Source organism: Nocardiopsis coralli, from assembly GCF_014892575.1.
Lineage (GTDB): Bacteria > Actinomycetota > Actinomycetes > Streptosporangiales > Streptosporangiaceae > Nocardiopsis > Nocardiopsis coralli.
In genome coordinates, this window is record NZ_JADBGI010000032.1 from 14,530 (window position 1) to 35,486 (window position 20,957).

The 20,957-nt window shown below is 71.7% G+C and carries 15 protein-coding genes; 8 read left to right on the top strand and 7 right to left on the bottom strand.

Annotated elements, in window-relative coordinates; genetic code table 11:
• Window positions 1–633: 633 nt before the first annotated feature.
• Both IDM40_RS25335 and IDM40_RS25340 read right to left on the bottom strand, forming a co-directional pair.
• Window positions 634–1,680, bottom strand: coding sequence for a hypothetical protein (locus tag IDM40_RS25335; protein ID WP_193124585.1), 1,047 nt, complete (start codon window positions 1,678–1,680; stop codon window positions 634–636).
• 107 nt (window positions 1,681–1,787) lie between these two features.
• On the bottom strand, window positions 1,788–2,966 hold the full coding sequence (locus IDM40_RS25340; RefSeq protein ID WP_193124586.1) for a DUF695 domain-containing protein: 1,179 nt from the start codon (window positions 2,964–2,966) through the stop codon (window positions 1,788–1,790).
• A gap of 231 nt (window positions 2,967–3,197) precedes the next feature.
• On the opposite strand from IDM40_RS25340, the gene mnmA reads away from it, so the two are divergent.
• The 4 genes from mnmA to ligA all read left to right on the top strand — a co-directional run bounded on the left by mnmA (window position 3,198) and on the right by ligA (window position 8,472).
• Window positions 3,198–4,334, top strand: a complete 1,137-nt coding sequence (gene mnmA, locus IDM40_RS25345) for a tRNA 2-thiouridine(34) synthase MnmA (RefSeq protein WP_235997938.1) — start codon at window positions 3,198–3,200, stop codon at window positions 4,332–4,334.
• 184 nt (window positions 4,335–4,518) lie between these two features.
• Entirely contained in the window at window positions 4,519–5,085 is a 567-nt protein-coding gene (locus tag IDM40_RS25350) for a DedA family protein (RefSeq protein WP_193124587.1), read from the top strand.
• 67 nt (window positions 5,086–5,152) lie between these two features.
• Window positions 5,153–6,202: a methionine synthase gene (locus IDM40_RS25355; protein ID WP_193124588.1), complete on the top strand. Its 1,050-nt coding sequence runs from the start codon at window positions 5,153–5,155 to the stop codon at window positions 6,200–6,202.
• A 62-nt stretch (window positions 6,203–6,264) separates the two neighbouring features.
• Window positions 6,265–8,472 carry an NAD-dependent DNA ligase LigA gene (gene ligA / locus IDM40_RS25360; RefSeq protein ID WP_193124589.1) on the top strand — a complete coding sequence of 736 codons (2,208 nt, stop codon included), beginning with the start codon at window positions 6,265–6,267 and terminating at the stop codon, window positions 8,470–8,472.
• A gap of 128 nt (window positions 8,473–8,600) precedes the next feature.
• On the opposite strand, the gene IDM40_RS25365 is transcribed toward ligA, so the two are convergent.
• On the bottom strand, window positions 8,601–9,341 hold the full coding sequence (locus IDM40_RS25365) for a beta/alpha barrel domain-containing protein (protein WP_193124590.1): 741 nt from the start codon (window positions 9,339–9,341) through the stop codon (window positions 8,601–8,603).
• A 4-nt stretch (window positions 9,342–9,345) separates the two neighbouring features.
• On the bottom strand, window positions 9,346–9,864 hold the full coding sequence (thiS, locus tag IDM40_RS25370) for a sulfur carrier protein ThiS (RefSeq protein WP_216631311.1): 519 nt from the start codon (window positions 9,862–9,864) through the stop codon (window positions 9,346–9,348).
• An 834-nt stretch (window positions 9,865–10,698) separates the two neighbouring features.
• Here thiS and IDM40_RS25375 point away from each other — a divergent pair.
• The 3 genes from IDM40_RS25375 (at window position 10,699) to gatA (ending at window position 14,712) form a co-directional block, all read left to right on the top strand.
• Window positions 10,699–12,723, top strand: a complete 2,025-nt coding sequence (locus tag IDM40_RS25375; protein ID WP_193124592.1) for a putative bifunctional diguanylate cyclase/phosphodiesterase — start codon at window positions 10,699–10,701, stop codon at window positions 12,721–12,723.
• A 183-nt stretch (window positions 12,724–12,906) separates the two neighbouring features.
• The gene (gene gatC, locus IDM40_RS25380; RefSeq protein ID WP_193124593.1) at window positions 12,907–13,206 is read left to right on the top strand and encodes an Asp-tRNA(Asn)/Glu-tRNA(Gln) amidotransferase subunit GatC; all 300 of its coding nucleotides are present in this window, start codon (window positions 12,907–12,909) and stop codon (window positions 13,204–13,206) included.
• Between the two features lie 3 nt (window positions 13,207–13,209).
• Entirely contained in the window at window positions 13,210–14,712 is a 1,503-nt protein-coding gene (gene gatA, locus IDM40_RS25385; protein WP_193124594.1) for an Asp-tRNA(Asn)/Glu-tRNA(Gln) amidotransferase subunit GatA, read from the top strand.
• A 298-nt stretch (window positions 14,713–15,010) separates the two neighbouring features.
• Here the strand turns inward: gatA and IDM40_RS25390 are convergent, their stop codons facing one another.
• The 3 genes from IDM40_RS25390 to IDM40_RS25400 form a co-directional block, all read right to left on the bottom strand.
• Entirely contained in the window at window positions 15,011–15,799 is a 789-nt protein-coding gene (locus tag IDM40_RS25390) for a nucleotidyltransferase domain-containing protein (protein ID WP_193124595.1), read from the bottom strand.
• A gap of 193 nt (window positions 15,800–15,992) precedes the next feature.
• Complete coding sequence (locus tag IDM40_RS25395; RefSeq protein WP_193124596.1) at window positions 15,993–17,189, bottom strand: thioester domain-containing protein; 1,197 nt, start codon at window positions 17,187–17,189, stop codon at window positions 15,993–15,995.
• Window positions 17,190–17,588: 399 nt separating this feature from the next.
• Entirely contained in the window at window positions 17,589–18,743 is a 1,155-nt protein-coding gene (locus IDM40_RS25400) for a thioester domain-containing protein (RefSeq protein WP_193124597.1), read from the bottom strand.
• A 305-nt stretch (window positions 18,744–19,048) separates the two neighbouring features.
• On the opposite strand from IDM40_RS25400, the gene gatB reads away from it, so the two are divergent.
• Window positions 19,049–20,545: an Asp-tRNA(Asn)/Glu-tRNA(Gln) amidotransferase subunit GatB gene (gene gatB / locus IDM40_RS25405; RefSeq protein WP_193124624.1), complete on the top strand. Its 1,497-nt coding sequence runs from the start codon at window positions 19,049–19,051 to the stop codon at window positions 20,543–20,545.
• Window positions 20,546–20,957 lie beyond the last annotated feature (412 nt).

The following is a 20,957-nucleotide window of genomic DNA, read 5'->3' on the forward strand; positions in this document are numbered from 1 at the left end:
CTGTCGATTCCTCCGAGTCCGGCGGAAAGAATTCGGTGCTCTCCACGAACGCGGCGACGGGCCCCTCCGTCAAGAGGGGGTGAATGGCTGTGTCCCCGCGTGTGCCGGTGTTCCGGTGATCGGACGTCATCGCTGGTCAGGTGCTTGACACGTGCTTTAGCGTGTTCCGATGGTCTACACGTCACCACTCTTCATAGGGGTGCTCGCTCTCTCAGTACTTGTCATAGCCGTCCTTCTGGCACGAGCGTTGTGCAGGGCGGACGCGGCCGAGGCGGCCGACGCGATGCACACCCCGAGGCACGGACCCCGGCCCCACGGCCACCGCAACCGAATGCGCGGAACCTCCACGACACCTTCGTGGGATCCCACAGACAACGAACCCCCCGAGCCCGGCGCACGAGCCCGCACCTGCCGCTGATACCGGAAACCGGACGCTCCGCGCAGTTCCCCGAACCCGTCGTCCCCGCCGCTCGACCGGCGACCCCGCAGGACACGGGATCAGCACCCCTCTCCCCGATTCCCCTCCGAACCCCCCGGAATTCCCCGGACCGCCCGGAACACCCGCAGGCAGCCCTCAACGGCGAGGGCACGTCGGAGGGGCGATCGAACCCGGACCCGCCCGGGCCGGCCGGATCACCCGGCCAAGGCCGCGATCAGGCTCTCCCGATCATCGGGACCCTCGACGCGCAGCCGCTCCGCCTTCTCCACCAGGTCCCCGTCGAACTCCGCACTGTTCACGATCACGCTCGCCACAGAACCGTCCGCGAGCTGCGCCCGGATCTCGTCCGCCGCGCCGCCGGGGCGCTGCACGGTCAGCATGCCCTCCCCGGGCCAGTGGGGGCTGTCCGGGCGGGCCTGGCTGTCCGGCCGCTCGACCGTCGACGTCTCGTCCAACGGTTCACAGCGCACGTCGTGGAAGTCGCACTCCTTGTGCAGGTCACGGTCGGTCCAGCTGACCACGTGGACCGCGGACAGGTCCGGGGCGGCCGGCCCGCCCGGCCCGCCGCCCGCCTCGTGGGGTTCACCCGCCTGGTCCGGCTGCTCGTAGGTCAGCCGCAGCCCGTGGTGCACCCGGTACGCGCCGGTCAGCTCCCACCGCGGGTGCTCCAGCACGGTGATCGAGTCCCCGAACGAGGCGATCTGCTCCTGCGCGTGGGCGCTCGCCGCGTGGGAGATCGCCCGGTCCGAGGCGGCGGGCAGCATCAGGAACAGCACGGCGGTCACCGCGACCGCGGGCACCGCCCCCGGGTACCGCCAGCGGCGGGGGAGAGGGTGCGGGACCGCGCACGCGCCCAACGCCAGGGCACAGATCAACGCCGCCAGGGCAGCGGTGAACACCGGGCTCTCGTACGGGAACGGGGCCAACACCGCGGTGAAGACGGGGACGACCACCGACACCGCCGTCACCAGTCCGGCACAGGACACGTGGTGGTTGACGCCCGCCGCGCGCAACAGCCGCGAGCTCACCCAGAACATGGCGAGAAGGGCCCCGACCACCGCCGGGGCGAGCAACAGGACGCCCACCGTGGCACTGTCCACGGGCAGGGAACGGAACGCGGCCCAGACCCCGCCCGGAAACAGCGACATCAGCGGGGCACCCACAAGACACAGGGCGGTGAGCGCGACGACCGCGCCGGCCCGGGGACGGTTCGAGGGCGTCCGTGGCAGTACGCCGTCCATCAGACCCCGAATCATCCGCCTCCTACCAGGAGACGTTACGCCTGATCAGAGCCGGATTCCAGGTGCGAAACCCTGAAGGGGAGCGGGTTCGGGGCGTCCCGGGGAGCTCAGCCGAGCAGGTTCCGGAACGGTTTGCGGAACAGCGAGATGTGCCGCCACCCCGGGTCGAGCTCCGTGCGCAGCTTGATCTCGCCGTCGGGCCAGTCCATGAGCGCGTTCTCGAACTGCGGCAGCACCCCGGAGTCCGGGTCCAGGTAGTACAGGTACTGGCGCTTGCCGCCGTCCGTGCGGCGGCCGAACAGCGCACCGTTGTCCCCGAGCAGCGACTCCAGGGTCGCCTCCAACGACGCCAGCGCGTCCTCGGAACGGCCGGCGGGCTGCTTGTCCTCGTCGGTCTCGGTGAACGGAACGATGACGTGCGTGGCCAGCGTCAACGCGGGGAACGTGCGCCGGTGCAGCGGGTGGCGCAGCAGGATCTCGCCGCCGCCCACCAGCGGGAGCTTGTAGGTCCCGCGCACCCACCCGTCCTGGCCGCCGAGCATGTCGCCCATCTGCTTGACGACCGCCGGAAGGTTGGCCGGGGTGATCGGGTCGACGGGCTTCTCCTCCAGCGCGGAGACCCGGCCGATCCACAGCACGTAGTCGTCCTCGCCCAGCGCGAGCAACACCACGTGGTCGGCGATCCCGGCGCGGCTCTCGTCCGACAGGAACATGTTGTCGGGGTGGTAGACGCCCACGTCGATCTTGGACGTGCCCGGGTTCACACGCACCGACAGCAGTACGTGGGACAGGTCGAGCTCGTGGTCGTCCCAGCGCACCGAGCTGGTCAGCTGGTCCAGGTCGGCGGTGCGGACCGGGCGGAACACCCACTGGTCGTCGTCGGGCGCGGACCGGGCCCAGCGCTCGGACTGCACACGCGCGTCGTCGGAGCTGCCCGGACGCAGCGTCATGGCGTACTCCGGCGCCGACGTCAGGTGCGAGGGGTCGTCCATCGCGGCGAGCTGCTGCAGGAGCTTCTCGGGGTCCACGTCGGGCGACAGGTCCAGTTCCTCGGCGCTGCCGGTGGAGCGGGGCGCGGGGCCGACCTCCCAGTCGAGGTCCGGGTGGATCCTGCGCACCAGGGCGGTGACGCGGTCGGAGACCTCCGAGGGCGCCGGCTGGTCGTTGGCGACGGCGTCGCCCAGGGCGGCGCGCACCTCGGGCCAGGCCTCCCAGAACTCGCTGGTGGCGGAGGTGGTGTCTGCGTTGCTGGGGTCGGCAGGGCGACGGCGACGGAACAGAGCCATACCTACGATTTTCGCAGAACCCCGTGACCACCCTGGCCGAACCCCGCGGATCTCTTCGGGCGCGCACGCGTGTGCGGGGCCCAGGACCTGCGTTTCCACGGGGGATCGGGCCCGGGCGGGCGGCGCAAGACGCGTCGGGGCGTCCGGTGTGTGCGCGTGGCCGACCCCGCATCCCGTACCCCGGAGATCCGTGGTCGGGAGCGGGCCCGGGCGCATACGCTGGAGGGCACTATGACTTTCCGTGTACTGGCCGCCATGTCCGGCGGGGTCGATTCCGCGGTCGCCGCTGCCCGTGCGGCCGAGGCGGGCTACGACGTCACCGGCGTTCACCTGGCGCTCTCGAAGAACCCGCAGTCCTACCGCACCGGTGCACGGGGCTGTTGCACGGTCGAGGACTCCCACGACGCCAGGCGCGCCGCCGACGTCATCGGGATCCCGTACTACGTGTGGGACATGTCGGAGGAGTTCGACCGCGAGGTGGTTCAGGACTTCGTCGCCGAGTACGAGGCCGGCAACACCCCCAACCCGTGCCTGCGCTGCAACGAGAAGATCAAGTTCGAGGCCGTGCTCGACCGGGCGATCGCGCTCGGCTTCGACGCCGTGGTCACCGGACACCACGTGCGCAAGCTGGACGGGCGGCTGGTGCGCAGCGTCGACGAGGGCAAGGACCAGTCGTACGTGCTCGGGGTGCTCACCGCGGAGCAGCTGGAGCACGCGATGTTCCCGCTCGGCGACTGCACCAAGGACGAGGTGCGCGCGGAGGCCGAGCGGCGCGGGCTGTCGGTGGCGGACAAGCCGGACAGCCACGACATCTGCTTCATCGCCGACGGCGACACGAAGGGGTTCCTGAACGACCGGATCGGCGCCAAGCCCGGCCCGATCCAGGACGAGGACGGGAACGTGCTCGGGACCCACGACGGCTCGCACACGTTCACGGTGGGCCAGCGCAAGGGCCTGGGGCTCGGCGGTGCGCCCGACCCCCGGTACGTGCTCTCGATCGAGCCGGTGGAGAACACCGTGACGGTGGGCCCGCGCGAGTCGTTGCGGGTGGACGAGATCACCGGCGTGCGGCCGGTGTGGAGCGGGAGCGCGCCGCTGACCGAGCCGACCGAGTGCCACGTGCAGCTGCGGGCGCACGGTGAGGTGTACCCGGCGCGGGTGTGGCAGCGCGAGGCCGGGGCCGGAACGGAGGACGGCGGGCCGGAGCTGGTCGTGCACCTCGCGGAGCCCGCGAAGGGTGTGGCGTCCGGTCAGGCGGTCGTGGTCTACGACGGTGACACGGTGCTGGGTTCGGCGACGATCTCGGGCACCGCGCGGTCGGACCGGGCCGAGGACGCCGCGGGCGTCGGGGCCGCGCAGCGCGTCTGAGCCCGTTGCACGCGCGCCCCGTGGCCGGGCCGTGTGCCCTCGCGGCCGACGGGGCGTGCGCCCCTGTACGCAGGGGCAAAACGGGCAATGTAGGGCAGATAACCCTCGATTCCTCGCACCAAGGGCTTGCCGAAGTTAGGTAAGGCAATGCAAAGTTGGGAGGGTCAAGGATAGAGGTGCCGTCATGCCGCAGTTCGCCTTCCTGGAGGGCCAACCCTTCTGGATCGTCTACGCCACGCTCCTGGTGGTGATCCTGCTCAGGGCGCCCGCGACCTACTGGATCGGCCGGGGACTCGGCGCAGGGGTGCTCCGCAGCCGCATGGGTGAACGCCTCGGCCCCCGCCTCGACCAGGCCAAGGAACGCATCGACCGGTACGGCGCCCCCGTCGTCACGCTCAGCTTCTTCACCGTCGGCATGCAGACCGCCATCAACTTCTCCGCGGGCGTCGTGCGCATGGCCTTCCCCCGCTACTTCGCGGCGGTCTTCGTCGGCGGCCTGGCCTGGGCCGGCATCTGGGGCTCGGTCATCTCCGGGCTCGTCGGGGCCTGGGTCGCCCTCTTCCTCAACTCCCCGTGGACCGCCCTGGGCGTGGCCACGCTCGCCGCCGTCGCCGTGGGTGTGCTCGTGGTCCGGGCCCGCCGCAGGTCGGCCCGGCGCCAGGCCGAGGCCGCAGAGGAGGCGGGATCACGCGACGCCCGCCAAGGCCCCCTGCCCGCCGAGGCCGCGGCGCCCACCGCCCCGCAGGCCTGAGGTCCCCCGCGTGGCCCCGGCGCTCCCGCCCCGACGGTGACCGCCCTCCACCCGACAGCGCCTAACCTTGGGCAGCGTGAGTAAGCACGACCGCTACCCCTGGCCCGCCGCTTCCTGGACCGGAGTGGGCTCCTGGCCGGGTGAGAACCCCGACGAGGCCGCACGCACCATCGTGGGAGAGCTCCCCGACCTCCCCCACCTGCCCGAACTCCCCGCCCGTGGCGTCGGGGCGGACATGATCGGCCGCACCGCCGGCCTCCTGGTCGACCTGCCCGTCGAGGTCCAACCCACCGGATGGCGCGTGGCCGACCGCCCCGGCCGCGACCTCTACCGCGCCGGCACCTTCCTCTCCCACGACCTCGACGCGCTCACCGAACACGCGCACGAGTACGCCGGGACCCTGAAGATCCAGGTCGCCGGTGCGTGGACCCTCGCCGCCTCCATGGAACTGCGTTCGGGCCAGCGCTTCGTCTCCGACCCCGGAGCCGTGCGCGACCTCGCCGAGTCCCACCGCGAGGGCGTGCTCGCACACGTGGCCGAGGTGCACAAACGCCTGCCCGCGGCCCGCCTCCTCGTGCAGGTCGACGAACCGTCCCTGCCCGCGGTTCTGCTCGGCACCCTGCCCACCGCCAGCGGGTACGGCCGCCACCCCGCCGTCGACCGCGTCGTGGTGGAAGGCGCGCTCCGGGAGCTGTTCTCCGGCGTCGAGGCCCTCGGCGCGATCCCGGCCGCGCACTGCTGCGCCGCCGGAGCCCCCATCGACCTCCTGCGCCGCAGCGGGGCCCGCGCCATCGGCCTCGACACCTCCCAGCTCACCAGGGACGACGACGAGATGCTCGGCACCGCCGTCGAGGCCGGGACCGGGCTCATGCTCGGCGCCGTGCCCCCGACCGGCGACACCCCGGGCGCAGACGCGAGAATGTCCGACCCCGCCGCTACCGTCGACCCTGTACGCGAGCTCTGGAACCGGCTGGGGATCACCCCCGACCTGCTCTCCCGCGCCGTGGCGGTCACCCCCGCGTGCGGCCTGGCCGGTGCCTCGCCCGCGCACGCCCGGGCGGCCCTCACGGCCGCCAGGGACGGAGCACGCGTCCTGCGGGACGAACCCCGCAGGTAGGCCGCGGGCCCCGTCCCCGCGCCCCGTCACCCCAGGCGAGAACCGAAGCAGAAAGGCAGGCCGTGAGCGCGTCCGACCAGAACAGCCCCGTCCCCGACGAGGACCGCGCCCGCCACACCGAGCTGGTCCGTGAGCTGGACGACCACAGCTACCGGTACTACATGGGCCGTCCGATCATCTCGGACGCCGAGTACGACGCGCTCATGGCGGAGCTCCAGCGCATCGAGGACCGCCACCCGATCCTCATCACCCAGGACTCCCCGACACAGAAGGTCGGCGCGCCCATCAGCGTCGACTTCGCCGAGGTCGAGCACCTGGTGCGCATGGAGAGCCTGGGCAACGCCTTCGACGTCGACGAGCTCAACGCCTGGGCGGACCGCGCGTCCGCCGAGGTCCCGGTCGAGTCGTACCTGTGCGAGCTCAAGATCGACGGCCTCGCGGTCGACCTCGTCTACGAGAACGGGCGCCTGGCCCGGGCGGCCACCCGGGGCGACGGCCGGGTCGGCGAGGACATCACGCTCAACGTGCGCACCATCGAGGCCATCCCCGAACGCCTCGACGAGAGCGTGCGCCCGGCCCCCGAGCTGCTGGAGGTGCGCGGCGAGGTCTTCATGAAGGTCGAGGACTTCCACGCCCTCAACGACCGCATCACCGAGACCAAGGAACACCCGCCGTTCGCCAACCCCCGCAACGCCGCGGCCGGGTCGCTGCGCCAGAAGGACCCCCGGGTGACCGCGACCCGCCCGCTCACGATGATCGTGCACGGTGTCGGCGCCTACACCCCCGCCCCCGGAGCCGGCGAGGACGCGGCCTTCACCAGCCAGTCCCAGGCCTACCGGCTGGTCGGGGAGTGGGGGCTGCCGCTGAGCGACCGGTACAAGGTCGTCACCAGCATGGACGAGGTGCGTTCCTACGTCTCCTACTACGCCGGGCACCGCCACGAGCCCGCGTACGAGATCGACGGCATCGTGGTGAAGGTCGACGCGTTCTCGCTGCAGCGCCGCCTCGGTTCCACCAGCCGGATCCCGCGCTGGGCGATCGCCTACAAGTACCCGCCCGAGGAGGTCACCACCACCCTCACCGACATCAAGGTGGGTGTGGGTCGCACCGGGCGCGTGACCCCGTACGGCGTGATGGAACCGGTCACCGTCGCCGGGTCCGAGGTCGAGTTCGCGACGTTGCACAACGCGCAGGAGGTCGCCCGCAAGGGGGTGCGCATCGGCGACACCGTCGTGCTGCGCAAGGCCGGCGACGTCATCCCCGAGATCCTCGCGCCGGTGGTGGACCGCCGCGACGGCAGCGAGCGCGAGTTCGTGATGCCCACGCACTGCCCGGAGTGCGGCACCGAACTCGGGCAGCAGAAGGAGGGCGACGTCGACGTGCGCTGCCCCAACGCCCGCCGCTGCCCCGGGCAGTTGCGCGAGCGGGTCGCGTTCATCGCCAGCCGCAAGGCCCTCGACATCGAGGCGCTCGGGTACGTGGCCGCCACCGCCCTCACCCAGCCGTTGGAACCCGCCGTCGCCCCGCTCGCCGACGAGGGCGACCTGTTCGACCTGACCGTGGACCAGCTGCTGCCGATCCGCACGCATGTGCTCGACCCCGACACCACCGAGCCGAAGACGGACGAGAAGACCGGAGAGCCCAAGGTGGTCTCCTTCTTCGCCAACAAGGACGGGGAGCCGAAGAAGACGGTCGACAAGCTCTTCGAGCAGCTCGAGGAGGCCAAGGCCAAGCCCCTCTGGCGGGTGCTGGTCTCCCTGTCGATCCGGCATGTGGGCCCGCGTGCGGCGGAGGACCTGGCGCGGCACTTCCGGTCGCTGGACGCGATCCGGGAGGCGTCGGAGGAGGAGCTCGCCTCCGTCGACGGTGTGGGGCCGACCATCGCGAGCTCCATCCGCGAGTGGTTCTCCGAGGACTGGCACGTCGGGATCGTCGAGAAGTGGCGCGCCGCGGGTGTGCGCATGGAGGACGAGGCGTCCGAGGAGACCGACCGCACCCTCGAGGGGGTGACCGTCGTGGTGACCGGGTCGCTGGACAACTACTCACGGGACAGCGCGAAGGAGGCGGTCGCCGAGCGCGGCGGGCGCGCGACCGCGTCGGTCTCGAAGAAGACCGGGTTCGTGGTCGCCGGGGGAGCGCCCGGGTCCAAGTACGACAAGGCGGTCTCGCTCGGCGTCCCGGTCCTGGACGAGCAGGGGTTCGAGGTGCTGCTGCGACAGGGCCCGGAGGCCGCGGAGGCCGTGCGGGTCAACCCGCCCGAGGAGGGCTGAGGCCCCGCCGAGGCGCCCCGCTGCCCCGGTCACGGGCGGGCGCTCGCGACCGGGGCAGAGCGGTTCGCGTGCGGGCTCGCGACCGGGGCGATGGCCCCCTCCCGGGGTTCCGGGCCCGGCTCTCCGGGCTACCGCGGGGCGGAGGCGAGGTGGATCTCCCGGCCTGCCGCCACGGCGTCGGCCAACGCCGTCGCCGCCCGCACACGGTCGCGGGCCGAGAAGATGACCTTCGCCGAGGCCACACCGTCGTAGCCCGCTTCCATCACCTCACAGGCGTGCGCGGCCGTGCCGATACCGGCGCCCGCGAGCAGCGGGATCCGGTTGCGCTCCCTGATCAGCCCGAACTTGAGCGGGTTGGCCACCCCCTGGCCCGAACCGGCCGGCGAGCCCTGTGGCATGAGGCCGGAACACCCCAACGCCGCCAGCTCCTCGGCCAGGCCCGGGTCGTCGGTGGTCAGCGGGAAGACCTCGAACCCCTCCGTGATCAGACGCTCGGACGCGGCCAGCAGCCGGCCGGGCAACGGGGTGTTGTACCGGTGGTCCTCGGTCATGATGAGCTTCACCCATGGCCGCCCCGCGAGCACGGCACCGTGGTGGGCGGCCTGCACCGCCTCATCGACCGTGCCGGCGTCGACGGTGTTCGGCAGCACGTGCACACCGTGTTCGCGCAGCACGGCCAGGGCCGAACCGTCGGCGCCGGACTCACCCATCGGGGACACCTTGATGGTCGCGCTCTGGATGCGGCCCGCCTCCAGGACCTCCCCGAAGTCCTCCATCGGCGCGGTCTCGGGAACGGCGAGCATGAGCCGTGAGGTCAGTTCGACACCACCGAGGTGCCACACGTCCTTGCGTTCGGTCGTGACGGTCATGGGATCACCCTCCAGGGGTCAGGGTCGTCACGGTGAGCCGGTCGCCCGCGGCCAGCACCGTCTCCGACCAGTGTTCGGGCTCGACCAGGGCGCCGTTGCGTTCGATCGACACCCGCTCGGCGGGCCACTCGAGCGAGGAGACCAGGTCCACGACGCTGCTCCCCTCCCGGAGCGTGTGCGCCTCCTCGTTGACCCGGACGGCCAGCTCACCGGAGAGCGCAGGCAGGGTCGTGGCCACACCCGACGCGGAGAAGGCGTCGAGCAGCGCCGGGGTCCCGGAGAACTGGGGGACGACCGGGATCACCTCCCACTCCGCGTACCCCTTGTGGACGAAGGGGTCCCCGGCGAGGATCTCGCGGATCGCGTGCTCGTCGTCCCCGGCAGCGACGACGAACCCGCCCGTGCGCGGCTCACGCCGGCCGCCGAACAGGAAGTCGCCGCGTTCGAAGTGGCCGACCACCCAGGCCCGGTGCTCCGGGATCGCCTCGTCGATCGTCTCCAGGGGGACCTGATACGTGTTCACCAGCAAAAACAGTGTTCTCACCTGATTCATCGGATCGACAGATGGACGGGTGCTGATATCCCCGAGTATTCGCCGGAAAAACAGAGGGTGCGGGTGTCCAAGAAAATGAGATGGAGGTTTATGGTGACGGTGTGGTCACCCTCTTGGGTCGCATCACATGCGTATCACGGCGGCGCATGATCGGTGTGTACTGCTCGGCCGTGCAGAACAAATAACGGATTTCATGGATTTATTTTTGCGCATCAAGTGCGTTCTGGTTCGAGGTGTCGCACGGGGCGTCCTGTGCGGTGTTCGCCGGTCGGAGGGCGCTCTGAACTGGATCTTTTCTGGTGTCGATAGAGAGGTTCCGCGACTGTATCGGCAAGGGAGAATCTCTGAAAGTGGCGCACGTGTCCCGGGTTCACGGGTGATGGGTGGGTCGTCCTGTTCCTCTTCCTCGAATGCGCGTGTCCCTGATGTCGGACTGTTCCGATCGGTCCCTGGCTCCGGTCGGAATGGCATCCCACGGAATAGGGTCCGAAGTCCTGAACCCCGGTCTCCGGGAATTCGCGCACGGGTGTGCGTCATGTGCCCGAGTCTGCAGAATGGGCGCGTATTCGGGGTGTGGGTCCGGGCCGCGAGCGCACGCGCCCCCGTCCCGGTGGCGCACGGCGCTGCGTGGCTTCACACATAGTCCCGGCCGAACGACAGTTGGTGACGAAGGCGCGTAAGGTGGACAGCCACAACCGAGATTCGGACGCAAGCAAGGCCCGGTTCCGGTCAAGGTGGAGGTCAGGCCCGGTCCCCGCTCGGCTCCGCCCGCACCAGCACCGTTCCCCGGACGAAGGACCCCGGATGAAGCACCCCGCCAGCACCAGGGACATCGGCCCCCGCGCCGGAACACCGCTGTGGCTCTACATGGTCACCGCCACCGTCGCCGGTGCCGGTCTGCTCGTCCTGTCCTCGGCCGGCCTGGGCGCCGACCAGTTCCGCCACCTCGCCGGGGAACCCCTCATCTGGATCCTGCTGTGCATGATCGTGGCCGGCGAGCTCAGACCGATCTCGCTGCCCGGCCAACCCTCCGACAACGGCGCCGCCACCTCGCTGCCCTTCACGTTCGCGCTCGTCATCCACTTCGGCCTCCCCGTCGCCGCGGTCCTGCAGGTCGTGGCGACCGTGGTCGCCGGCGCCGCCCGCAGACACGCGGTCCACCGCACGGTGTTCAACGCCGCCCAGTACACGCTCTCCCTCGGCGTCGCCGACGCGGTCCTGCGCCTGCTGCGCCCCGAGGTCAACGCCGGCCCGTGGGTGCCCTCCGACCCCGCCGGGCTGGCCGCCGTCGCCGCCGCGGGCGCCGCGTACTTCCTGGTCAACCGGATGCTCGTAATCTGCGCGGTCGCCATGCACGAGCGGGTCCCGCTCTCCCAGGTGCTCTTCACCGGCATCGGCCAGCAGTCCTACGTCAACGGGGTGTTGCTGAGCCTGGCGCCGCTCGTGGTGGTGAGCATGGTCCACTCCGTGCTCTACGTCCCCCTCTTCGCCCTCCCGCTCGGCGCCCTGTACGCGAGCGCGATGCTGTCGGTCAAACGCGACCACCAGGCCAACCACGACGAGCTCACCGGCCTCGCCAACCGCAAACACCTCATCCGCCGCTCCCGCCGCGAGATCACCCACGCGCAGAACCGGGGCGAGAAGGTCGGGCTGCTCCTGCTCGACCTCGACCGGTTCAAGGAGGTCAACGACACCCTCGGCCACCACACCGGCGACGCGCTCCTGCAGACCGTCGCGCACCGGCTCACCCACAGCGTCCGCCCCGGCGACCTGGTCGCACGCCTGGGCGGGGACGAGTTCGCGGTCCTGCTGCCGAAGGTGCGCGACGCCGCCTCCGCCCGCGAGGTCGCCGTACGCCTGCGCGGATCCCTGTGCGAACCCGTGCGGTTGGAGGGCATGGACTTCGACCTCGACGCCAGCATCGGCATCGCCCTCTACCCCTACGACGCCCCCGACTACGAACTCCTGCTGCAGCGCGCTGACGTGGCCATGTACGTCGCCAAGTCCGGCCGCACGGGCGTGGAGACCTACGACCCCGCCAAGGACCGCAACTCCACCGCCCGTCTGAGCCTGTACAGCGAACTGCGCCGGGGCCTGGCCGAGGGCGCGCTGGAGATGCACTACCAGCCGCGCATCGCCCTGGACTCCGGCGCGCCCGTGGGCCTGGAGGCGCTCGCCCGCTGGCGCCACCCCACCCGCGGGCTGCTGCTGCCCGCCGAGTTCATGCCGGTCGTGGAGCAGTCCAACCTCTACCGCGCGTTCACCGGCCAGGTCCTCGACATCACCCTGGCCGCAGCGGCCCGGTGGCACGAACGCGGTTGGGACCTGCCCGTGGCGGTCAACCTGGGCGCGCGTGAACTCATGGACCCCGACCTGGCCGCGACCGTGGCCAACGCCCTGCGCGACCACGGGGTCTCGCCGCACCGGCTCGTGCTGGAGATCGGGGAGAGCGCGCTCATCGGCGACGAGGAGGGCACCACCCAGGCCGTGCACCGGCTGCGCGACCTGGGTGTCGGTCTGGCACTGGACGACTTCGGGACCGGGCACTTCACGCTCGCCCAGCTCGCCGGGTTGCCGTTGGACCAGGTCAACATCGACGAGTCCTTCGTCGGGAGGCTGCGGGACGAGGAACCCACGGTCGTGCGCGCCGCGATCGCCCTGGTGCGGGCGCTGGGGATGCGCGCCACCGCGGAGGGCGTGCAGACCGCCGAGCTCGCCGACGCCGTGCGCGAGGCCGGGTGCCACACCGCGCAGGGCCACCACTTCTCCCCGCCGCTGCCCGCCCGCGACGTCGTCGTGTGGCTCTCGGCGCACTGCGCCCGGAGCTGACCGGGGCCCGCTGACCACAACGGAGGGCTGACGGTGACCGCATCTGTTGAGGTTGTGTTCGTTCCGGGCCGCCGGGGTCGCGTTCGTCCCGGTCCGCGAAGGGCCGGACCGGCACCGGGACCCGTGACGGAGCCATAGGATTGGGCGTGATAGTCCGTCCGTCGAAGAAACGGTTAGTCATTCATGACCGCCATCACCCGCGATGAGGTCGCGCACCTCGCCCGGTTGTCGCGGCTGGCGCTCGACGAGAGCGAGCTCGACACGCTCGCCGCCCAGCTCGGTGACATCCTCACCGCAGTGGCCAAGGTGCAGGAGGTCGCCGAGGGCGACATCCCGCCCAGCTCGCACGCCCTGCCGCTGACCAACGTCTACCGTCCCGACGAGGCCCACCCCGGCCTCACCCCCGACCAGGCCCTGGCCGGTGCCCCGGCGGTGGAGGACCAGCGATTCCGGGTCCCGCGGATCCTCGGGGAGGAGGAGTAACGGATGAGCGACGTCATCAGCATGACCGCGTCCGAGCTCGGCGCGGCGATCCGCGCGGGTGAGGTCACCTCCGAGGAGGCCACCACCGCCTACCTCGACCGCATCGAGGCCGTCGACGGCGACATCAACGCGTTCCTGCACGTGCGCCGCGAGACCGCGCTGGCCCAGGCCCGCGACGTCGACGCGCGCCGTGCGAACGGCGAGGAGCTCGGCCCGCTGGCCGGCGTCCCGATCGCCCACAAGGACGTGTTCACCACCAAGGACATGCCCACCACCGCCGCCTCCAAGATGCTGGAGGGCTGGCAGCCGCCCTACGACGCGACCGTCACCGCACGGCTGCGCGAGGCCGGGCTGGTCATCCTGGGCAAGACCAACATGGACGAGTTCGCGATGGGCTCCTCCACGGAGAACTCCGCGTACAAGATCACCCGGAACCCGTGGGACACCGCGCGGATCCCCGGCGGTTCCTCCGGCGGTTCCTCGGCCGCGGTCGCCGCGTTCGAGGCGCCCCTGGCGACCGGCACCGACACCGGCGGGTCGATCCGCCAGCCCGCCGCCGTGTGCGGGCTCGTCGGCGGCAAGCCCACCTACGGCGGTTCGTCGCGGTACGGGCTGATCGCCTTCGCGTCGTCCCTGGACACCCCGGGCCCCTTCGCCCGCAACGTGCTCGACGCGGCGCTGCTGCAGGAGGCCTTCTCCGGGCACGACCCGCGCGACTCCACCTCCATCGACGCCCCGGTCCCGGCGGTCTCGGAGGCCGCGCGCCTCGGTGACGTCGAGGGCCTGACCATCGGTGTGGTCAAGGAGCTCGACAGCGACGGGTTCCAGGACGGGGTGCGGCAGCGGTTCCGGGAGACCGTCGAGCTGCTGCAGTCGCTCGGTGCCAAGGTCGTCGAGGTCTCCTGCCCGAGCTTCGACGCCGCCCTGAGCGCGTACTACCTCATCGCGCCGAGCGAGGCCTCCTCGAACCTGGCCCGCTTCGACGCCATGCGGTACGGGCTGCGGGTCGGGGACGACGGCAGCCGCAGCGCCGAGGAGGTCATGTCGCTGACCCGTGCCGAGGGTTTCGGCCCGGAGGTCAAGCGCCGGATCATGCTCGGGACCTACGCGCTGTCCAGCGGGTACTACGACGCCTACTACGGCAGCGCGCAGCAGGTCCGCACGCTCATCAAGCGCGACTTCGACGCGGCGTTCGAGAACGTGGACGTGCTGGTCTCGCCGACCACGCCGACCACGGCGTTCCCGATCGGCGAGCGGTCCGGCGACCCGATGGCGATGTACCTGGCCGACCTGTGCACGATCCCCTCGAACCTGGCGGGGAACGCGTCCCTGTCGGTGCCGTGCGGGACCGCGCCGGAGGACGGCCTGCCGGTCGGTTTCCAGATCATGGCGCCCGCGCTGGCGGACGAGCGGACCTACCGGGTCGCCGCCGCCGTCGAGCGTTCGCTGGCCGAGCGGGACGGTGCGTTCCTCGGGCGGAGCCCGTACGCCGTCGCGTCGGCGTGACGCTCATCTGACGCAGGCACTGCGAGGCCCGCTGCCCCTGGGGGTGGCGGGCCTCCGTCTTTCCGGGGCCCGGTTCGGGGGACCGGTGGGTCGGGCAGTCGTCCGGCCCCGCGTCGACCGGTTGCCGGCCGGTCCTGGCGCGCGACGACGGCGGGTGGCCCTGCCCGCGGTGGGGTGCAGGGCCCTGCGGTGGAGGTGCCGACGTCGCGCGTTCCTGGTGCGGACCGCGTGCGTTCCCTGCCGGACGTTGCCGGGCTGCCCGTGTGTGTCCGGGGCCCGGGCCCGCCCCGGAGCCGCCCTAGCGGGACAGTTGGGCGGCGATATCCGCGTGCAGGCCGGGGTCGTAGGCCGTTCCCCAGCGCCCGTGGGCCTCGGCGACCAACTCGCGGCTCCACACCCAGCTCTCGCGCGCGGCGCGGGCGACGGCCGTGAGCTCCGCGGCCGCGGTCGTGGCGGCGTGGCGCTCGACGAAGGCCGGCAGGTCCTGCTCCAGCGCACGGCTCGGCGTGAGCCAGTGGTCGGTGGACCCGTGGAGCAGGCGCAGGAGCTGCAGCTGGTGCGGTGCGACCACCGAGTTCAGGAAGAAGGCCGCACGGGCCGCCTCCCCGCGGGCGATCAGGTGGGAGACCATGAGCGTCCAGTTGGCCAGTTCGTCGGCCTTGACCTGGGCGGTCTCCGCGGAGGGCGGTTCGACGGGGCCGAGCTCGCGCGCGAGTTCCGTGAGCCGGCCGTCGCGGTCGACCAGGACCGCGCGCTCGGGGTCGGGCAGGTGCACCATGCCCTGCCACGCGGCGATCTTGTCGATCTCGTCCGCCGGGTCGAAGTGGAACTCACCGCGCATCAGGTCGTCGAAGATCACCGAGTGCACGCCGAACATGTTGGTGTGGCACAGGCGCACCGGGGCGACCTGCTCGGCGAACGCGCGCGGCTCGACCTCCTGGCCCGGGGCGACGAAGACGTAGGCCTCGATGTCGGAGTGCTCGTCCGCCTCCCCGGTGGTCCAGGAACCGTAGAGCAGGGCCGCCACGATGCGCGGATCGTTGCGGACCGCTTCGCGGAGGCGGTGGACGCGTTCGTCGATCTTCATGTTGTCCTTCCAGGCCGAGGCCGGTCTCCCGGTTTCCGACCGGTGAGCGTACCGGTCGGTGGCGGAAGGTCCCAGTGGTTTTCGGGAGGGGCGGCGTCGGTCCGGGCCCGGCCCGGGAACACACGGAACCCCGGCCCCGAGCCCTCTGCGGGGCTCCGGGCCGGGGTTCACTCACTCGTCGGGCGCGGGGCGGTTACACCTCGTCCTCGGTGATGCCGGCCTTGCGCTTGCGGCTCAGGTAGAGCGCACCGCCACCGGCGCCGAGCGCGGCGATACCGGCCGCGACCAGACCGGCCAGGGCGCCACCGGTCACGGGCAGCTCCGGCTCGTCCTTCTCGTCCTCGGGCGCGGGCTTGTCGTCCTCCGGCTCGCTGGGCTCGGGGGTCGGCTCCGGCTCCTCGGGCTTCTCCGGCTCCTCGGGCTCGGGCTCCGGCTCGGGGGCGGGCTCGTCGGCCTCGCTCCACTCGACACCGGCCGCTGCGGAGACGGTGACGTCACTGTCCTCGGCGGTGATGAGCGTCTGCGTGGGCTCGTTCGCGTCCTCGCCCTTGAACAGGCGGCCCTGCTCGACGGTGGAGGTGGTCTCCAGGTTGAAGGAGGCCTCGCCGGCGTCGGCGTCCTCGGGCACGGAGAAGCCGACGGTGGCGCCGTCGGTGACGGTGTCCACGGCCTCGCCGGTGCCCAGGTCGACCAGCTCCACGCCCTCGGGGGCGTCGGCGGTCACCGGCACCTCCTCGGCGCTGGTGCTGATGGTGAACTCGCCGACGGTCTCGCCCGCCTGCCCGGTGGCGCCCTCGGGGCTCACCGACAGGGTCGCGTCCGGCTCACCCTGGGGGAGGGGCTCGGCGCTGGCGACGAGGTGGTCGTAGATCATCTTGACGTTGCCTTCAGCGCGGACCAGGTCCTCGTCGTTGCTGAAGTGCCAGATGGCGGCCTGGGTGGCGGCGAGAGCCTCCTCCTCGGTCGCGCGGCCGTCGTTGGCGCCGGCCGCCTCGGCGAGGTCCTCGGCGCCCACGCTCGGGTAACCGTTCTGCAGGAGCCAGTGCACCTTGCCGGGCTCGGCGAAGTCGCCCTGGCCCGGGTAGTTGGCCCACTCGTCCTCGAGGTACCAGGCACCGCCGAGGATGTTGGTCTCGAAGTCGATGCAGTACGCGGTGAAGGCGTCACCGCCCTCCTGCTCGAGGCGGAACAGGTTGGTGGTGATCTCGCCACCGGTCATGGTGACGGACACGCCGCCCTCTGCGTTGCCCGTGTACTGGGCGCGCGCGGCGCCCTCGTAGGTGTTCGGGTCGGCCGCGGCGGGGGCCGCGAGGCCGAAGGCCAGGGCGGCAGCGGCGGTGACCGACAGGCCCGCGCGCCCGGCGGAACGGGGGAGTGAGAACTGTTTCACGTTGTATCCCGGTGTGGTTAGGGGAAACCGGATGGAGCCCGCTCGGGGACAGGGTCGTCGAGCGGGGGCGGTGTTCACCGACGGCGGTTCCACGGGGAAATGCGGGGCCGTCCGGGGGCGTGCGCCGGGTCATGGAGGTGACGCGGGGAGAGGCCCGCCAACGCGTGAGCGGGGCGCGTTCGTCGGTGAGGGCTTGAACCGCCCGCCTGATACTAGCGACCCCCCGGACCGCTTCCAACCCGGTTCCACAAAAATGTGCCGGGTTCCGGACGCAAATGGACCGAATGGGCACAGGTCCGTATTTCCGGAACGGAACATGGAATCGGGTTCCGCAGAAAGGCGCGCCCCAGCGCGGGACCGGCCGCGTCCGGCCCGGGTTCGGTCCCGGAAAACCCTCGCTCAGCTGCGGCGTTTGCGTCCCAGAACCAGAATGAGCAGGCCGGAGACGACCAGTGCGCCGGCGATGACGAGCAGACCGCTCAACCACGTCCCGGTACTGGCCAGACGGTTTCCGGACGTGTGTTCCCCGCTCTCGGACGGCGGCGGTTCCTCGGCCACGGCCGGTTCCGGGACCTCGTCGGCCGGCGGCTCGGTCTCGGCCACCGCCTCCGTTTCGGGGGAAGGGGAGTCCTCGTCCGGGTACCAGGTGAGCGTCGCCGTGGCGGTGCTCGTGGCGGTGCCCGGTTCGGCGGTGATCAGCGGGGCGGTGCTGACGCCGTCGCGTCCGGTGAACAGCTGTCCCTCGGGCAGGGGAACGCCGTCCCCGCGCACGTGCAGGGTGGCCACACCGGAGGAGACGTCGGGGTCCACGTCCAGGTACACCTGGTCGCCGTCGCGTGCGGAGTCGATCTGTTCCCCGTCGGAGTCGACCAGCCAGGACTCGGGGGCGCCGCGCAGCGACACCGCCAGGGGACCGTCGCCGGTGCTGCTCAGTTCCAGCGGGCCCAGGGGCTCTTCGGGTGAGGACAGCTCCAGGTGGGGAGGGTCGACGTCCACCGAGGCCGCGGGTTCGCCGACCTCCGTGTCGGTGCTGCGCTCGACGAGGTGGTCGTGCACGTCGATGACGTCGGGTTCGTTGGCCTCGAGGGAGAGCTCCACGCCGTCGAGTACCCGCCACAGGGCGCTCTGGGTGGCCGCGACCGCCTCGGCCTCGTCCAGGTGCGGCAGGTCTGCCTCGCGGGCCAGCTCGGCCAGCGGAACGTTGGGGTAGGAGTTCGAGACGATCCAGTTCGCCCGGTCGGAGGGGTCCGTTTCCTGGGAAGTTCCGGACCACCCCTCGACGCCGTCCCACCCGGACTCCACGTAGGCGGAATTGCCCTGCACCTCGTGGTCGGTGGAGGCCGCGTAGGCGTGCACCGATCCGTGCTCACCCACCCGCAGGCCGTACAGCGCGGTGGGGACCTCGTCCCCCGTGGCGAGCACGACGGGCACGCCGTGCACGGGCGTACCGTTCACGCGTGAGAAGTCCTCGGCGGCGGCGGGTGCGCTCACCATGGCGCCGACCAGGGCGGCCGAGGAGAGCAGGGCGGCGCACCGACGCAGGATGGCCGTCATATCCGCAGCTCCCGTGCGCAGGGCGGCCGGGCCACCGTTGGCCGACCGGCGAAACCGTTCGTTCGGGCGTCAACAGTAACGCCCCCCGTGGGCGTCCCGGGGCCGAACGGTCCGACAGAGGCCTAATCGTGCGCTCGCCGTGACATCTGCCGGTAACACCACCCCGTTGCCCCCCTGTACCGGGACGGTCACCCCTCCGAGCTCGGTAGGCTGATCAGGAAGGTATGTCCCTCTACGGAAACGGGTTTGCGGCGATGGCCCACGCGGTAACTCCTGGCCCTGCCACCAACGACGGCCCCACGCCGGTGGCCTTCGAGCAGGCTCTGGACACGTACGAGCCGGTGCTCGGGCTGGAGACCCACATCGAACTGGGTACCGCCTCGAAGATGTTCTGCTCGTGCTCGACGGTGTTCGGCGCCGAGCCCAACACCCAGGTGTGCCCGGTCTGCCTGGCGTTCCCCGGCTCGCTGCCTGTGGTCAACGAGAAGGCGGTCGAGGGCGCGATCCGGCTCGGCCTCGCGCTCAACTGCTCCGTCGCCCCGTGGGGACGGTTCGCCCGGAAGAACTACTTCTATCCGGACATGCCGAAGAACTACCAGATCTCGCAGTACGACGAGCCGATCTGCGTGGACGGCCACCTCGACGTCACGGTCGACACCCCCGACGGCCCGCGCGAGTTCCGGGTCGAGATCGAGCGCGTCCACATGGAGGAGGACACCGGCAAGTCCTCCCACGTGGGCGGCTCCACCGGTCGCATCCACGGAGCCAGCCACTCCAACGTCGACTACAACCGCGCGGGCATCCCCCTGCTGGAGATCGTCACCAAGCCGATCGCCGGCGCCGGGGAGCTCGCCCCGCTGGTGGCCCGCGCCTACGCCGCCGAGCTGCGCGACCTCACACGCTCGCTGGGCATCTCCGACGTGCGCATGGAGGAGGGCTCCATGCGCTGCGACGTCAACGTCTCCATCAACGAGCGCGGCGCCTCCGAGTGGGGCACCCGCAGCGAGACCAAGAACGTCAACTCCCTGCGCTCGGTCGAGCGCGCGGTGCGTTCGGAGATCGAGCGCCAGGCCGGCGTGCTCGGGGCCGGTGAGCGTGTGGTCCAGGAGACCCGCCACTTCCAGGAGAACCTGGGCCGCTCCACCTCCGGCCGCAGCAAGGAGGAGGCCCAGGACTACCGGTACTTCCCGGACCCCGACCTGGTCCCCGTGGCGCCCTCGGCCGAGTGGGTCGAGCAGCTGCGCACGACCCTGCCCGAGCTCCCCGCCGCCAAGCGCGCCCGCGTCAAGGCCGAGTGGGGGCTCAACGACACCGAGCTGCGCGACCTGGTCAACGCCGACGCCATCGACGTCGTCGAGGCCACCGTCACCCAGGGCGCGTCCTCCAAGGAGGCCCGCAAGCTCTGGCTGAACGAGCTCTCCCGCCGCGCCACCGAGCAGGAGGTCGAGCTCTCCTCCCTGAACATCACCCCGGCCCAGGTCGCCCGCGTCATCGCTCTGGTCTCCGAGGGCACGCTCACCAATAAGCTCGCCCGCCAGGTCGTGGAGGGTGTGCTGGCCGGTGAGGGCGAGCCCGACGACGTCGTGGAGGCGCGCGGCCTCAAGGTCGTCAGCGACGACGGTGCCCTGGGCGCCGCCGTGGACGAGGCGATCGCCAACGACCCCGACGCCGCCGACAAGGTCCGCGGCGGCAAGGTGGCCGCCGCCGGCGCCCTGGTCGGTGCGGTCATGAAGGCCACCCGCGGCCAGGCCGACGCCGGTCGGGCGCGCGAGCTCATCCTGGAGAAGCTCGGCGCCTCCTGACCCTCCGGGCCCCGCGGAGGGCCCCGGGCCACGGGCCCGGAAGCCCTCCGCACCATGTCCCCTCCCGGGGCGCGGGCCCGTCCCGCCCCCCCCGGTTGCGGTGGTCACCCCGTGTGGCCGCCGATCGCCGCCGGACGCCGCACACGGTTCCGGCGGTGAGTCCGTCCCATGGGTGTTAATGTGCCGTGTTCCGGTCCCCGCTCCTGGCCACGATGCAGGCACTCCAGCCCAGGTGGAACACTCTGTCGCGCCGTGTTGCGCGGAGGGTCCCCCGTACCGGCAGCCCCGGAACGCGGGGCCTTCACGCGTGCGTGCCGGCGGAGGTCAACTCTCATCCGCTCCTCAATCCCTGTGTGACCTCGGTTGCGTAGGGTTGCGACGCACGGGGGGCGTTGTGGAGCCATCGGGCCCG

Bases quoted from the DNA above. Each gene is read 5' to 3' on its own strand.
- IDM40_RS25335 (WP_193124585.1), bottom strand. From the start codon at position 1,680: ATGGACGGCGTACTGCCACGGACGCCCTCGAACCGTCCCCGGGCCGGC.
- IDM40_RS25340 (WP_193124586.1), bottom strand. From the start codon at position 2,966: ATGGCTCTGTTCCGTCGCCGTCGCCCTGCCGACCCCAGCAACGCAGAC.
- mnmA (WP_235997938.1), top strand. From the start codon at position 3,198: ATGACTTTCCGTGTACTGGCCGCCATGTCCGGCGGGGTCGATTCCGCG.
- IDM40_RS25350 (WP_193124587.1), top strand. From the start codon at position 4,519: ATGCCGCAGTTCGCCTTCCTGGAGGGCCAACCCTTCTGGATCGTCTAC.
- IDM40_RS25365 (WP_193124590.1), bottom strand. From the start codon at position 9,341: ATGACCGTCACGACCGAACGCAAGGACGTGTGGCACCTCGGTGGTGTC.
- IDM40_RS25375 (WP_193124592.1), top strand. From the start codon at position 10,699: ATGAAGCACCCCGCCAGCACCAGGGACATCGGCCCCCGCGCCGGAACA.
- gatC (WP_193124593.1), top strand. From the start codon at position 12,907: ATGACCGCCATCACCCGCGATGAGGTCGCGCACCTCGCCCGGTTGTCG.
- gatA (WP_193124594.1), top strand. From the start codon at position 13,210: ATGAGCGACGTCATCAGCATGACCGCGTCCGAGCTCGGCGCGGCGATC.
- IDM40_RS25390 (WP_193124595.1), bottom strand. From the start codon at position 15,799: ATGAAGATCGACGAACGCGTCCACCGCCTCCGCGAAGCGGTCCGCAAC.
- IDM40_RS25400 (WP_193124597.1), bottom strand. From the start codon at position 18,743: ATGACGGCCATCCTGCGTCGGTGCGCCGCCCTGCTCTCCTCGGCCGCC.